The 13,632-nt window shown below is 60.1% G+C and carries 12 protein-coding genes; 6 read left to right on the top strand and 6 right to left on the bottom strand.

From position 1 onward, the window contains the following. Positions 1 to 35: 35 nt before the first annotated feature. The 3 genes from hisF (at position 36) to hisIE (ending at position 2,025) form a co-directional block, all read left to right on the top strand. Entirely contained in the window at positions 36 to 821 is a 786-nt protein-coding gene (gene hisF, locus E4631_RS15785; RefSeq protein WP_133656337.1) for an imidazole glycerol phosphate synthase subunit HisF, read from the top strand. A 34-nt stretch (positions 822 to 855) separates the two neighbouring features. Continuing rightward, positions 856 to 1,263, top strand: coding sequence for a VOC family protein (locus tag E4631_RS15780; protein WP_133656338.1), 408 nt, complete (start codon positions 856 to 858; stop codon positions 1,261 to 1,263). Positions 1,264 to 1,335: 72 nt separating this feature from the next. Then, entirely contained in the window at positions 1,336 to 2,025 is a 690-nt protein-coding gene (gene hisIE, locus E4631_RS15775) for a bifunctional phosphoribosyl-AMP cyclohydrolase/phosphoribosyl-ATP diphosphatase HisIE (RefSeq protein WP_133656339.1), read from the top strand. A 162-nt stretch (positions 2,026 to 2,187) separates the two neighbouring features. On the opposite strand, the gene E4631_RS15770 is transcribed toward hisIE, so the two are convergent. The 5 genes from E4631_RS15770 to E4631_RS15750 form a co-directional block, all read right to left on the bottom strand. Further along, positions 2,188 to 3,225, bottom strand: coding sequence for a hypothetical protein (locus E4631_RS15770; protein ID WP_133656340.1), 1,038 nt, complete (start codon positions 3,223 to 3,225; stop codon positions 2,188 to 2,190). Positions 3,226 to 4,134: 909 nt separating this feature from the next. After that, positions 4,135 to 5,331 carry a lipopolysaccharide assembly protein LapB gene (locus E4631_RS15765; RefSeq protein WP_133656341.1) on the bottom strand — a complete coding sequence of 399 codons (1,197 nt, stop codon included), beginning with the start codon at positions 5,329 to 5,331 and terminating at the stop codon, positions 4,135 to 4,137. Positions 5,332 to 5,553: 222 nt separating this feature from the next. Further along, positions 5,554 to 8,151, bottom strand: a complete 2,598-nt coding sequence (gyrA, locus tag E4631_RS15760) for a DNA gyrase subunit A (protein ID WP_133656342.1) — start codon at positions 8,149 to 8,151, stop codon at positions 5,554 to 5,556. A 264-nt stretch (positions 8,152 to 8,415) separates the two neighbouring features. Beyond that, complete coding sequence (locus tag E4631_RS15755) at positions 8,416 to 8,679, bottom strand: hypothetical protein (RefSeq protein ID WP_133656343.1); 264 nt, start codon at positions 8,677 to 8,679, stop codon at positions 8,416 to 8,418. 83 nt (positions 8,680 to 8,762) lie between these two features. Then, positions 8,763 to 9,413, bottom strand: coding sequence for an HD domain-containing protein (locus tag E4631_RS15750; RefSeq protein WP_133656344.1), 651 nt, complete (start codon positions 9,411 to 9,413; stop codon positions 8,763 to 8,765). 139 nt (positions 9,414 to 9,552) lie between these two features. Here E4631_RS15750 and E4631_RS15745 point away from each other — a divergent pair, with 139 nt between their 5' ends. The 3 genes from E4631_RS15745 (at position 9,553) to E4631_RS15735 (ending at position 11,789) form a co-directional block, all read left to right on the top strand. Beyond that, the gene (locus E4631_RS15745) at positions 9,553 to 10,548 is read left to right on the top strand and encodes an NAD(P)H-dependent glycerol-3-phosphate dehydrogenase (protein ID WP_133656345.1); all 996 of its coding nucleotides are present in this window, start codon (positions 9,553 to 9,555) and stop codon (positions 10,546 to 10,548) included. A 30-nt stretch (positions 10,549 to 10,578) separates the two neighbouring features. After that, the gene (locus tag E4631_RS15740; RefSeq protein ID WP_133656346.1) at positions 10,579 to 10,977 is read left to right on the top strand and encodes a DUF4259 domain-containing protein; all 399 of its coding nucleotides are present in this window, start codon (positions 10,579 to 10,581) and stop codon (positions 10,975 to 10,977) included. Positions 10,978 to 11,360: 383 nt separating this feature from the next. Further along, positions 11,361 to 11,789: an EamA family transporter gene (locus E4631_RS15735; protein ID WP_133656347.1), complete on the top strand. Its 429-nt coding sequence runs from the start codon at positions 11,361 to 11,363 to the stop codon at positions 11,787 to 11,789. Positions 11,790 to 11,814: 25 nt separating this feature from the next. Here the strand turns inward: E4631_RS15735 and E4631_RS15730 are convergent, their stop codons facing one another. Next, positions 11,815 to 13,629, bottom strand: coding sequence for a hypothetical protein (locus E4631_RS15730; protein WP_133656348.1), 1,815 nt, complete (start codon positions 13,627 to 13,629; stop codon positions 11,815 to 11,817). Positions 13,630 to 13,632: the final 3 nt, after the last annotated feature.

Here is a 13,632-nt window from a genome sequence, read left to right as displayed (position 1 = left end):
TCCCGCTTTACCTCTCCATTTCGCACCTTATTCGTATGCTTACCAAACGCCTCATTGCCTGCCTCGACGTGCAGAACGGCCGCACCGTGAAGGGCACCAACTTCGTAAATCTGCGCGACGCCGGCGACCCCGTGGCCCTGGCCGCGCGCTACGCTCAGGAGGGCATCGACGAGCTGGTGCTGCTCGATATCACGGCCACCGTGGAGAAGCGCCGCACCCTCATCGAGCTGGTGCGCAACGTGGCCCGCGAGGTCAATATTCCCTTCACCGTGGGCGGGGGCATCGGGGCGGTGGCCGATGTGGAGGCCCTGCTGCTGAGTGGGGCCGACAAGGTCAGCCTCAACTCCTCGGTGCTGCGCGAGCCCGGCCTCATCGACGAGCTGGCCCGGCGCTTTGGCTCGCAGGCCATCGTGGTGGCCGTAGATGCCCGCCAGACCACCGAAGCGCCCGCCACGGCGGCCGACGAAGCCTGGGAGGTGTTCACCCACGGCGGCCGCCACCCCGCCGGCCGTGAGGCCCTGGCCTGGTGCCGCGAGGCCGCCGAGCGCGGCGCGGGCGAAATTCTGCTCACCAGTATGAGCCACGACGGCACCCGCGACGGCTACGCCCTGGGCCTCACGCGGGGTGTGGCGGCGGGGGTAGGCATCCCGGTTATCGCCTCGGGCGGGGCCGGGGTGGCCGCGCACTTCCGCGATGTGCTGCTGCCCGGCGGGGCCGAGGCCGCGCTGGCGGCCAGCGTTTTTCACTTTGGTGACCTCTCGGTGGCCGGCCTCAAAAATTACCTCCTGACCGAGGGCGTGGCCATGCGCCCGGTGGGGTAGGGGAATTTTTCCACCGCACTTTACTCTTTAATTTATGCAGCAGCAGGTAGCCCACGTGGCTCTGGTCGTGCGCGACTACGACGAGGCCCTTCACTTTTATACCCAGCAGCTGGGCTTCCGGCTGGTGGCCGATACGCCCCTGGCCGACGGTAAGCGTTGGGTATTGGTGGCCCCGCCAGGCGCCGGGGGGGGGAGTGCTCTGCTGCTGGCCCAGGCCGACGGCCCCGAGCAGCTGCGCTACGTGGGCAACCAGACCGGCGGCCGGGTATTCTTATTTCTGACAACCGACGATTTCTGGCGCGACTACCACCGGCTGCTGGCGCAGGGCGTGCAGTTTCAGGAAACGCCCCGTGAGGAAGTTTACGCCACGGTGGCCGTCTTTGCCGACCTCTACGGCAACCTTTGGGACTTGCTGCAACCCAAGCTCATGCCCACTGCCTGAGCCCGCCAAAGCCGGCTGGCTCATCGTTTATTCTCTTACCGGCGGCTTTTGCCCGCCGCTTTGCCTTTCCAAATGAATACGGAGTTAGATTTTCACAAAATGCCCGACCAGCTTATTCCCGCCATTGTGCAGGATGCGGCCACGGGCCAGGTGCTCATGCTGGGCTACTTTAATGCCGAAGCCTGGCAGCGTACCCAGGCCGAGGGCCGGGTCACGTTTTTTTCGCGCTCCAAGCAGCGCCTCTGGACCAAGGGCGAAACCAGTGGCAACTTCCTGCAGGTAGTAAGCCTGCACCTCGACTGCGACCAGGACACGGTATTAGTGCTGGCTCGCCCCGATGGCCCCACCTGCCACCGGGGCACCACCAGCTGCTTCGAGGCCTTACCCATCAGTGGGGAGGAGGTAGGGGCCACCAGTGCTGCCGCGTTGCCTACCCCCCCGGTTGGTTTCCTGGCCGAGCTAGACCGTCTTATCGAGCGTCGGCACCAGTTTCCGCAGGAAGAGCCGGGCTCTTATACCGTTCGCCTGTTTGAAAAGGGCTTGGTCCGGATTGCGCAAAAAGTAGGGGAGGAGGCCGTCGAAACCGTTATCGATGCGATGGCGGGCAACCGCGTTGGCCTGGCCGGTGAGGCGGCCGATTTAGTCTACCACTTGCTGGTCTTGCTACGGGTCAGTGGTTCCTCGCTCGACGAGATGTTGGCCGTGCTACGCCAGCGCCACCAAACTATCGGGGCCGGGCAGCGCCGGCCGTTGCCCGAGTAGCAGCCACTTGCCGCTACATTATCCAACGTAGTAAAAAACGCTAAGCGGTCTGGCCAATTCAGTTTGGCCGGGCCGCTTAGCGTTTAGGCGAATACTTGGCTAAACGCTATTCTATTTAACATAATTAATAGATAGAGAGTGAGCCTGCTGCTGCTCAGTAAGTTATTTTCTAAGCTGCCGTTCTATTTTATCCAGTAACGCGCGAATGAGGCTCAGGTCTTCTATTTCTGTCACATCGAGTTGTGTATTAATACCAGGGCCGGTCAGCTCTACACGAAAAAGAATCTGGTTGGCCGGGGGAGTGATAGAGACAATGGGTAATGGTGCCCGCTGCGTGGTGGCAGCCTGTGTTGGCGTAGGACTAGTTGTAGCGGGTGGCGTGGACCCGGGAGTAGGAGGTGCTTGGTAGGGGGAGTTTGGTGGGGCAGTCGGCGTAGAAGGAAGGGCGCGCGCGTCGGTGCCAGTGAAGCCAAAGAGATTGGCGATGGCATCGGTCGTAGTCGCCGGGGCCGGCCGGGGCCTCGGGATGGGCCTTTCCGGCCGCGAGGGGGTTTCAGCAGCGTCTGTAGAAACTGGTGATTCCTCTTCTTCTGTCAGTTCTTCTTCTTCGTCGCTGTCCGTAACTGGGGTATTGGTGGTGGCTCTGGCGGGGGGCATTTGCCGGAATACATTAGGTGACGGGATGGGGTTGGCTAGCTCGCGTCGGGGGGCTTGTTGGGCCGCCAACTGGTCGATATCAGCTATCACGTTGTTTTCGTCGAGCAGGTTTACCATGCGGGCCCCGTCTACGAAGGCTTTGGAGACGCCCTGCGCGTTTATCTCCTCTACGTCGAACTCGCGTATTAGTAAGACGTCGAGCATGGCAACTGGTAGCTCACGGGAGCGAAACTTGCGGCAGAGCTGCGTAAACAGGGGTGGAGTCAGAAAAGCTTCCCGGTGAAACAGCAGTTCCTCCTGCTTGTCGTAAGCATGCTTAATGCGGCGAAACAGCGTAGTGGTGGTCAGCACTTCCCGCTTGCTGGTGAGTAGCCCAAACTTCACGGCAGAGCCTACAATGGCTTTAAAAGAGCCGCTTACCTTGCGGTTTAGCTTCCGGGCGCAGGTTTCCAATGCGCACTTTCCCCCAGTATCATCTACTACTTCGGCTACTTCCCAGGCACCACTGTAGCTGGTTCGGGGGTAATCAATCAACTTAGGCATAAGGAGATGGTAATTAAGTCTAAGTACAAAGGTAAGGCAAGTATAAATATAAACAATAAAGTATAAAAAAGTACAAATTAAAATGTTTATTTTGTACTTTTTTATACTTTATAGTATTATTGTATAAGCCTCATTGCTATGCTTGGTGACTTAAATTTTATACCAATCCATTAATAGCCGCTTAGTAGGGGAGAGTCAGACCTTACTTAAAACACATTTCAGACTACTACTGAGTTACTGTTGAAGCTTTAAGTGACCAGCGTATAAGTCTCCCCCAAATAGACCTTAGGTAAATCCTTTGTTATTAAGAGCGCAACTAAACGGCAGACAAACGACTGCCTGGGTGTCTAGGGCACTTGCTGCGCGCTGCTCACCCTGACAAAAAATTTACGTGCATTTTAACTAATAACAGCAAATTTTCTTGACACTATTTATTGCAACAGCAGCCTAATGTTAGTCACAGCCAAGTAAAGTCAAAAAAGATACTGGGAGGCAAAAATGAGATAAGCACTGCTGAGTAAAACAGTTTCTTGGCTACAGCACTCCAGGCAGTTTTTAGCTGCCATCTAATAAGCGATACAAGTTTGGTGAGCACTCCTGCTTTTTCGATTACCAATACATACCGAGTGACTGTTCCCTTAGTCGCCTTCCTAAACCTAATTAATCAAGTTAAACTAGCGGGGTCAAATCAGGCGCATACAATGGCAAAGTGCCTACGAATAGCTTGCTTAGGTGCTTAGGATTAAGCTGACTTATTTGTCTTATAATTTATATTATGTTAAACAGAGTTTTGAAATCATCCTTCCACCTCTCTTAAATACGTTGCCTACCCTCCCCCACAAACTAAAAAAGCCACCCCAGCCACGTAAGGCGGGGTAGCTTTTTATTGGCTGCGTTTTCTTGAAACGACTACTTCTTCAGCGCTTGCAGCCGGTCTTCCATGCGCTTGGAGTCGGCATTGCGGCCCAAGCGGAAGTATACTTTTTGCAGCGCGCTGAGGCTACCGGCATCATTGGGCTGGATTTCCAGTGCCTTCTCGAAATACGGTACGGATGATTCAAAATACTTCTTGCCCTGAACCTCCAGCGGCTTGCCTTTCGTCTGATACGTTTTCAGGTCCAGCTTGCTGGCCTTCGTGTAAAGGTTGGCGGCCTGGTTGAAGTTGTAGATGCCCATGTTGAACTGCGCATCAAAGTTGTTCGGGTCCAGCTCAATTGCCTTCTTATAGTCGGCCTGCGCGAGGTCGTTTTTCTTCTGCGTGTCGTAGAGCGAGCCTCGAACGGCATATAGGTTGGCGTTGGTGGGGTCAGCCGCGATGGTTTTGTTGATTTTCTCCAACGCCGCCTCGCTGTTGCCGCCGGTCATAGAGGCGTTGAGGTCTTCGATGAGGAAGGTCTTGTTATTAGGATACGCCACCAGGGCTTCCTTCAGGACTTTCTGTGCCTCGGCTGGGTTGTTTTCCTGCCGCGCGATTTGCAGCAAACGCGTGTAGACCGATACCGGCGCGGGCTTGGTCTTGTACACATCCATGCCCAGCAGCTGGTTGTAGCTGCTTTTGGCACCCGCGAAATCCTGCTTGGCTTCCATGGCGTAGGCCCCGTACAGGACGGCCGTTGTGTCGGTCGGATTCAACTGCGAAGCCAACTTGTAGCTGGCAATGGCCTTGTCGTAGTTCTTGTCGTTGTAGTTTTTAACGCCTTCGTTAAAAGCCATTCCGTACAGGTTCTGGAGGCGTGCGGGCACCTGCTTGCCGAACTCACCGGCTGGGCCATCGAGCTGTAACGCCTTGTTGTAAGACTCGGTGGCTTTCTGCAGGGGCTCACCGGGCTGCATGTCTTTGGTGTATTTGGCAAACAGCGCCTGGGTATTGGGGTCCAGCAGCTGGTTGTAGATTTCGCCGCGCGTAAACCAGGTTTTGGCTTTGTCCTTGGTTTTGTCGTTGGCGATGGCCTCGTTGATGCTGGTCAGGGCCTTGTCCATTTGGCCAGCTTTTTGGCTGAGAATGGCGTTGGTAACCGCCGAATTCTGGGCCAGGGCCGGCGTGGCCAGGCCAACGGTAGCCGTGAGAGCAGCGGCAACGGCTAGCTTCAGAAAGGAGTTGCTCATGGTGAAATGGGAGGGAAAGAAGAAAAATGTTGACGGGACAAAGCTACGCCCGCCCGGCAAATAGTTAGGAGAGTGAACGAGAAAGGCAGCACGCCCATTTTCATCTTTACGATGGGATGCGGGGGCTGGTTGGGCTGGCGCAGGGGGGTAGGGCCCACGGAGTCGACCTAAAAAAGGGGATAGCCCGACCAACGGACTACCCCCTCTCCTACTAGTAATTGCCTATTCCTGGTCGTCGGCAGCGTCCTCTTCCGACTGGTCGAGGTCGTCGTCCTCCGCATCGAGCAAGGCCAACTCGTCCTCTGGCTCGGCATCGGTAACGATAAAGCCTACCCCCTCGGTAGCGAGCGGGTCCAGCTCTACCTCATCGACCTCCGCAGCGGCTACTTTGGCCACCGACGAAATCTCGTCATTGGCCGCCACCTTAAACAGGCGTACGCCCTGAGTAGCGCGACCGATAGTACGCAGCTCACTCATACTCAGGCGAATGGTGAGGCCCGAACGGTTGATAATCATCAAATCGTCGGCATCGTTCACCGCCTGGATGCTTACTAGCTTACCGGTTTTCTCGGTCAGGTTCATGGCGCGCACGCCCTTACCGCCGCGCTTGGTAACGCGGTACTCCTCCAGCGCCGAACGCTTGCCGTAGCCGTTTTCACTCACCACCAGCAATTCCTGGCTGACATCGGCGATGCACACCATGCCCACGACCTTATCACTGGCATCTTCCTCGTTCAGACGAATGCCGCGTACCCCGGCCGCCATACGGCCCATGGGCCGCGCATTGTCGGCGGGAAAGCGAACAGCCCGGCCCGAACGCGAAGCCAGCAGGACTTGTGAATTGCCGGAGAGCAACTGCACGTCGAGCAGGCGGTCGCCCTCGTTGATGGTAATGGCGTTGATACCGGCGGCGCGGGGGCGCGAATAGGCCTCCAGCGGCGTCTTTTTCACCGTGCCCTGCGCGGTGCAGAACATGAGGAAGGTATTTTCCAGGTAGTCGGGCGAGCGCAGGTTACGCACGTTGAGCACCGAGCGCACCGAATCTTCCTTGGGCTTGTCGATGAGGTTTTGCAGCGGCGTGCCCTTGCTGGTTTTGGCGGTTTCGGGTACTTCATAAACCCGCAGCCAGAACATGCGGCCCTGCTCGGTGAAGATGAGCAGGTACTCGTGGGTGGTGGCCACGAACAGGTGCTCCGTGAAGTCGTCCTGCTTGGAGCCGGCGCCGCGGGCGCCTACCCCCCCCCTGCCCTGGGTACGGTACTCATCGAGGCTGGTGCGCTTGATGTAGCCCTCGCGGCTCACGGTGATGACCATGGCCTCGTCGGCAATCATGTCCTCCATCGAGAAGTCGCCACCCACCTGGTTGATGCTCGTGCGGCGGGCATCGCCGTAGCGCTCGCGCATCTCCAATAGCTCAGTCTTAATGAGGGCACGCTGCTCCTCGGGCGAAGCCAGGATGGCGCTCAGGCGGTCCACGAGGCGCATCAGCTCCTCAAACTCGGCTACGAGCTTGTCGCGCTCCAAGCCGGTGAGGCGCTGCAAACGCATGTCGAGGATGGCACGGGCCTGCACCTCACTCAGGGCAAAACGCTCGATAAGACCCATGCGGGCTACCTCAGGGTCGCGCGACTCGCGGATGAGCTTAATCACCTCGTCCAAGTGGTCGAGGGCGATGAGCAAGCCTTCCAGAATGTGGGCCCGCTTTTTCGCCTCCGCCAGCTCGAAGCGCGTGCGGCGCACGATAACTTCCTCGCGGTGCTCCACGAAGTACACGATGAGGTCGCGCAGGTTCAGCGTCATCGGGCGGCCTTTCACCAGAGCCACGTTGTTGACGCCGAACGAGCTTTGCAACTGCGTGTACTTGAACAAGTTGTTGAGCACCACCGTATTCAGGGCGTCGCGCTTGAGCTCGTACACCACGCGCATGCCATCGCGGTCGCTTTCGTCGCGCAGAGCGGCAATGCCCTCGATTTTCTTGTCGTTGATGAGCGCGGCCGTCTTCTCAATCATCGAGGCCTTATTCACCTGGTAGGGAATCTCGGTCACGATAATCTGCTCCTTGCCGTTGGGCAGGATTTCGAAGTGCGTCTTGGCCCGCATCACGATGCGGCCGCGGCCGGTTTCGAAGGCCTGCTTCACGCCCTCGTAGCCGTAGATGATGCCGCCCGTGGGGAAGTCGGGCGCCGTGATGTGCTCCATCAGCTCCGGGATGGTAATGTCCGGGTTAGCTAGGTAGGCGATAATGCCGTTCACGACCTCCGTCATGTTGTGGGGCGCCATGTTGGTGGCCATGCCCACGGCAATGCCGCTGGTGCCGTTTACCAGCAGGTTCGGGAACTTGGCGGGCAGCACGCTGGGCTCTTCGAGCGAGTCGTCGAAGTTGGGCTGGAAGTCTACCGTGTCCTTGTCCAGGTCACCTAATAATTCATCAGCGATGCGCTTGAGGCGGGCCTCGGTATAACGCATGGCGGCCGGCGAGTCGCCGTCCACGGAGCCGAAGTTACCCTGGCCATCCACGAGGGGGTAGCGCAGGCTCCAGTCCTGGGCCATGCGCACCATGGTGTCGTACACCGAGCTGTCGCCGTGCGGGTGGTACTTACCCAGCACCTCACCCACGATACGGGCCGATTTCTTGTGCCCTTTAGTGTACGAAACGCCCAGCTCGCTCATGCCATAGAGCACGCGCCGGTGCACGGGCTTGAGGCCGTCGCGCACGTCGGGCAGCGCCCGCGAGATGATTACCGACATCGAGTAGTCGATGTAGGCCCCGCGCATCTCGTCTTCGATGTTAATCGGGATTATTTTTTCGCCTTCGGCCATTCTAGGGGTTAGCTGTTAGCTCTCAGCTACTAGCTGTTAGCTATTGTTCGAGGAAAAGCGCGGCCCGGCGGCGAGCCCCCATACGGAAGTATTCGCCAGCCGCCACCGCTGCTTATATGTGTGCGCAAGTTACGCTCAAAAAGCCGGTTTTCCTAGCTTCTACGGCACTCTGCACGCCCACTCGCCCTACCCCCGACGGGCGACCTTGCCGCCGACCTACCCCCATTAAAAAGCGAAATATCGAATTTTGCGGCCGAGGCCAGCTTATTTCAGCGTCTTGCTGTGGTCGCTCTGCTTGCGCTTGCTGTCACCGTCGTGCTGGTTGCGGTACTTCTCGCCCACGGCCGGGTACTGCATCTTCCAGATGGGCCGGGCGCGGTACTTCACGCCTTCGTGGTAGTGGGCTTTGCGCGCGTGGCACGAGTCGATGGGGCAGGTGCGGCAGCCGGCCAGCGTGAGGCCTGCCAGCAGCACCAGCAACCCGTAAATCCGGCTCCGGCCAGCCGTTGAAAATACACTCCTGTTCATAAGATAAAGGTAACGGGCGGGCCCTACCCCACCCTGTCATGAGCAATTGCCTGGGGCAGCAGGCGGAACCCCGCCCTACCCCCCTACTGCACGTCCAGGCTGTCCCACTCGCGCAGAAACTGGGCCACGAATTGCTCCATAAACTGGTGGCGCTCTTCGGCCAGGGCGCGGGCGGCGGGCGTGTGCAGACGGTCCTTGAGGTGCAAGAGCTTCTCGTAGAAGTGGTTGAGCGTGGGCGCGGTGCTCTGCTTATACTGTTCAAAATCGGCGTGCGACACGGGCGGCGTGGCCGGGTCGTGCATCGGCCGGCCCTTGTGGCCGCCGTAGGCAAAGGCCCTACCTACCCCAATGGCCCCGATGGCATCGAGCCGGTCGGCGTCCTGCACCACGGCCGCCTCGGGGCTGCTCACGGGCGTTTCCACGCCCAGGCCCTTGAAGCTGACTTCGCGAATAACCTGCTCGACGCGGGCCACCGTGGCCTCGGGCACCTGCTGGCTCAAGAGCCAAGCGCGGGCGGCGCGGGGGCCAGCCTCGTAGTCGCCGCCGTGAAACTTCCAGTCGGCAATGTCGTGCAGCAGGGCGGCCAGCTCGGCTACTTCCAGGTCGGTGCCGGGGGTTTGGGCGGCCAGCGCCCGCGCCACCAGCCACACCCGCCGGATGTGGGGCCAGTCGTGGCCCGAGCCTTCTTCTTTGAATTTTTCTTCAATAAAGGCGGCAGTTTTTTCAATTATCATGTGCCAAGTAGCAAGTATCAGCTCAATTAAGGACCGGTACTAGCGGCCCATCCGGCAAAGATGCGGCTCCTGGCGCTAGTTTGCGCCCTGAATTCCCTCCTGACCTGTTTGATGGGCCGTCTTTCCCCGGCCCTCCCCTATGGAAAAAATTGCCATGCTTGGCGGCGGCTCCTGGGCCACCGCGCTTACCAAAATCCTCTCCGAAAACGGCGCCCGCGTGGACTGGTGGCTGCGCTCGAAAGACGACGTGCAGCACCTGCTGCGCACCGGCCACAACCCGCGCTACCTCTCGGCCGTGCAGTTCGACCGCAACCTGGTCTTCCCCACCACCGACCTCACTGATGCCGTGCTGGAGGCCGACTGGCTGGTACTAGCCGTGCCAGCGGCCTTCGTGCAGCCCGTGCTCGACAAGCTGGGCCGCGACGCGCTGCGCCACAAAAAAGGGGTTATCTCGGCCATTAAGGGCATGATTCCGGGTAAGAATATCCTGGTCACGGACTACGTGCAGGAGCGCTTCCGGCTGCCCGCCGCCCAGCTCGGCGTGATTGCCGGGCCCTGCCACGCCGAGGAAGTGGCCCTCGAAAAGCAGAGCTACCTCACCATCGGCGCGCCCGACGTGAGCGGCCTGGGCGTGGCCTTTTGCCAGCTGCTGCGCAACCGCTACGTGAGCGCCCACCCCGCGGCCGACCTCGACGGTATCGAGTACTGCGCCGTGATGAAAAACATCATCGCCCTCACCGGCGGCATTGCGCATGGCCTGGGCTACGGCGACAACTTTCTGGCCGTGCTGGTGAGCAACGCGGTGCAGGAAATCCGGCGCTTTTTGCAGGCCATCTCGCCCCAGCCGCGCGACCTCTCGGCCTCGGCCTACCTCGGTGACTTGCTGGTGACGGCCTACTCACAGTTTTCGCGCAACCGCACCTTTGGCAGCATGGTGGGCCGCGGCTACTCCGTAAAGTCAGCTCAGCTCGAGATGAACATGGTGGCCGAGGGCTACTACGCCGTTAAGAGCATCCACGAATTGAACCGCAAGCTCAAGGTGAATATGCCCATTACCACGGCAGCTTATAATATTCTGTATGAGCGCATTGCCCCGGCCGTGGAGTTAGAAATTTTGAAGGAGAAACTGCGGTAATTTATTTTTTATTTATACTTTCCAATATCTATGGGAACTTGGGGAAACCGAAATTTTGAAAATGATTCAGCGATGGATTTTGTGGCTGATTTTATCGACAATCCCTCTTTAGAGAGCTTAGAAGAACCGCTGACCACCGTTATGAGTCTGAGCGAGGAGGAAGAATACATTGAGGTCGATGAAGCCGGGGCAGCATTGGCCGCTGCCGAGATTGTAGCGGCAATACTTGCTAAACCGTCGGTTGATTTCCCTAGTACACTACGCGCCGCTATTGCCCCCCTACATAGTAGTGTATCACTCCAAAAACTAGCCCGTAAAGCTGTAAAACAGATATTAAAAGAATCTGAATTACAAGAGCTATTTGCTGAAAGTGGCGAGCCTAGTGATTGGCAGGATGTTCAGAAGGATTTAATAGAGCGGTTGAAATAACCCCAAAACCAACTACCGTCTCAACCCGTTATATTTGCATCAGTTACGAAGAAAATAAGGGGCCGGGCGCACGGCCCAGCCCCTTACCCAACTACCGGAGGATGTAGGTGAGTACCAGCGCGGCCAAAGCCTTTGCTAGTCCACCGGCAAACCCCACCAATGCCGCCGTACCGATGGCATCGAGTAGTTTCTTCGCGTTGTCCCGTTTCATTGGTGATGAAGTGAAGGGTTCCAACAAACCCCCGCTTCTGAAACCCCGACTGTTAGCGCAGCCGGGGTTTCTCTTTTTCAAGAGCTACCGTAGGCCGGGGGACATACCCAACGCGCATGGAACAAAGGTAGCCGGCCGCATCTTTGTGGCCCTATCCCTACCCCCTGCTATTATGCTGAACTGGCTCCCGCTTGCCCTGCTCACCGCCCTGTGCCTGGCGAGCTACAATTTCTTTATCAAGCTCGCCGCCGATTCCCTACCCCCCGCCGTGGGCGCGGTGGTGCTGCAGCTGGTAGCCGCCGGGCTGGGCGCGGCGTGGCTGCTGCGCCTCAAGCTGCTGGGGCAGCCGCTGGCCGTGTCGGGCCGCGGGCTGGCGCTGGCGGCGCTGGCGGGCCTGAGCGTGGGGCTGGCCGAGATTCTGACCTTTGTGGTGTTCAAGCGCGGGGTGCCGGCCTCGGTGGGCACACCCGTCATTGTGGGCGGCTCGGTGCTGCTGGCGGCGCTGCTGGGCTTAGTGGTGCTGCGCGAAAGCCTCTCGCTGACGCAACTGGGCGGGCTGGCGCTGGTAGTGGCAGGCATTGGGCTGCTGGCGCGGGGGTAGGGCGACGGCTTTTGGGAAGCAAGCTTTAGCGGAACTCGTAGATACTTAGCAGGTCGTTCCGAAAAAGCGGGGAGCTGACCGGTAGGGAGGTGTCGTCGGTCACGGGCTCGCCCGTGCGGCCTACGTAGTAGCGGTACTGCACCCCGGAATGGGGGTAGGTGTCAATCTGCCAGGACTGGTTGGGCCGCGTTGTGTGCAGGTAAAACCGTAGCAACAGCTGGTTTACGGGGCGCGGGGCCAGCACCGGCCCCATTGGGTGGGCCGCGAGCCAGGCCGCCCCTGGGGCCCCCAGGGGCCACCCGATGGTGCGGCGCCAGCTTATTTCGCGGTGCCCCGTCAGGGCCAGCTGGCTGCCTACAAACAGCCCGAGTCCCACTAGCACACCCCAGTGCCAGCGTCGCCGTGTGGGGAGCGCTGCTGACCGCTGCCAGAGATACCGCAGCACCAACGCGCCGAGCACGAATAAAAACTGCTCTTTGTAGAGCAGGGCCCGCTCGGGGGGAGCCGTGCGCTGCCCGACAACCAGCAGGTAGGGAAACAGCGCCAGCCAGACGCTCACCCCGCCCAGCTGCCGCACCGCCAGTTGCTGGCGGGCGGGTAGGCGGCCCGTCCATGCCCGATAGGCCAACCAGCCAAACGCGGCCAGCACCAGCCCACCCAGCCCTACCCCTACTGCGTGGTGGGGCTGCCGCACCGTCGCTACCGCATCGACCCAAAATTCGGCACTGGTCAGCGACTCCACGAATTGATTGTGAAACAGCGACTGCGGCCCCGAAAACCACAGCAAGGGAGTATAAAGCAGCGCTGTGCCGACTAGCGTCAGAGCGGCCGCAGTGGCCAGCCCAGCCAGCCAGCGCCACGCACGCTGCCCCAGAGCTAGCACGCCCAGCCAGGCATAGGCCGACGCCAGAAAGTAGCCGTGGGTAGGCACCGCAAATAAGCCGGCGGCCCCACTGGCAACCAGCACCACCCAGGCCACGCGCTGGCCCCGGCCCATGCCCGCCAGCAGGGCTCGCTGCAGCACCAGCACGGCGCCGAAGCCCACCGCGCACAGGCCAATCAGCAGCCAGTAGCCCCGCCCAATGAGCGCGTAGTAGAGGCCGTCCACCGTTAGCCCAAAGCAGACCACCGACAGCAGGGCCACCCCAAAGCCACCGCGACGCAGCAGCACCAGGAACCAGCCGGCCGTGGCTGCCGTGCTGGCCAGCAGCACCGGCAGGCGCATACTCCACCAAAAGACGGGATGCATCTGATAGAAAGCCCAGGCCAGGGTGTTGGCCAGCACGTGGTTGTTGGGCACGGGGTAAAAAGCCGTGACGACCAGCAGGCGGGCCCGCACAAACAACTCGTAAGAAGTTGCGTCGTCGTAGGCCTGCGCCACCAGGCTACCGCCTACGCGCAATGCCGTCAGGGCGGCCAGCGCCCCCCAGGCCAACCGGCGCTGCCCCGGCGCCAACCCCTGCCAGCTGGCTCCCAGGCGGTGGAGCAAGCCGGTCGTTTCCCGGCCCAGGGCCCGCAGGTGTTGGCGGCCCGGCGGCGCAACCCCCAGCGCCGCGGCCAGCAGCACGGCCCCGCCGGCTACCCCCCCTAGCAGCGCCCGCAGCGCCTGAAAGCCGGCCTGGGTATAGGGCTGGGGCACCCACCGCTCGGTATAGGCCCGCGCGTGCCAGTCGCTGCCGGCGCGCAGGGCAGCCAGCTCGGGCCAGCTTACGGTACTCAGCACCGCCAGCGCATACGCGGCGCAGGCGGCGATAAGCAGCAGCCCCGCCAGCGCCGCAAACCACCCGCCGGGAAGTGCGGCCGGCTTGGTGGGCCGGGGCCTGACTACTGGTGCCCGCATATT

This window comes from Hymenobacter sp. UV11 (assembly GCF_004684095.1).
In the GTDB taxonomy this organism is placed as follows: Bacteria; Bacteroidota; Bacteroidia; order Cytophagales; family Hymenobacteraceae; genus Hymenobacter.
Note: the sequence above shows the minus strand (reverse complement) of the source record. Positions and strands in the feature narration are given on the sequence as shown.

What these genes read in the sequence shown, in the direction of transcription:
- hisF (WP_133656337.1), top strand. Translation starts at nt 36, where the DNA reads ATGCTTACCAAACGCCTCATTGCCTGCCTCGACGTGCAGAACGGCCGC.
- E4631_RS15780 (WP_133656338.1), top strand. Translation starts at nt 856, where the DNA reads ATGCAGCAGCAGGTAGCCCACGTGGCTCTGGTCGTGCGCGACTACGAC.
- hisIE (WP_133656339.1), top strand. Translation starts at nt 1,336, where the DNA reads ATGAATACGGAGTTAGATTTTCACAAAATGCCCGACCAGCTTATTCCC.
- E4631_RS15770 (WP_133656340.1), bottom strand. Translation starts at nt 3,225, where the DNA reads ATGCCTAAGTTGATTGATTACCCCCGAACCAGCTACAGTGGTGCCTGG.
- E4631_RS15765 (WP_133656341.1), bottom strand. Translation starts at nt 5,331, where the DNA reads ATGAGCAACTCCTTTCTGAAGCTAGCCGTTGCCGCTGCTCTCACGGCT.
- gyrA (WP_133656342.1), bottom strand. Translation starts at nt 8,151, where the DNA reads ATGGCCGAAGGCGAAAAAATAATCCCGATTAACATCGAAGACGAGATG.
- E4631_RS15755 (WP_133656343.1), bottom strand. Translation starts at nt 8,679, where the DNA reads ATGAACAGGAGTGTATTTTCAACGGCTGGCCGGAGCCGGATTTACGGG.
- E4631_RS15750 (WP_133656344.1), bottom strand. Translation starts at nt 9,413, where the DNA reads ATGATAATTGAAAAAACTGCCGCCTTTATTGAAGAAAAATTCAAAGAA.
- E4631_RS15745 (WP_133656345.1), top strand. Translation starts at nt 9,553, where the DNA reads ATGGAAAAAATTGCCATGCTTGGCGGCGGCTCCTGGGCCACCGCGCTT.
- E4631_RS15740 (WP_133656346.1), top strand. Translation starts at nt 10,579, where the DNA reads ATGGGAACTTGGGGAAACCGAAATTTTGAAAATGATTCAGCGATGGAT.
- E4631_RS15735 (WP_133656347.1), top strand. Translation starts at nt 11,361, where the DNA reads ATGCTGAACTGGCTCCCGCTTGCCCTGCTCACCGCCCTGTGCCTGGCG.
- E4631_RS15730 (WP_133656348.1), bottom strand. Translation starts at nt 13,629, where the DNA reads ATGCGGGCACCAGTAGTCAGGCCCCGGCCCACCAAGCCGGCCGCACTT.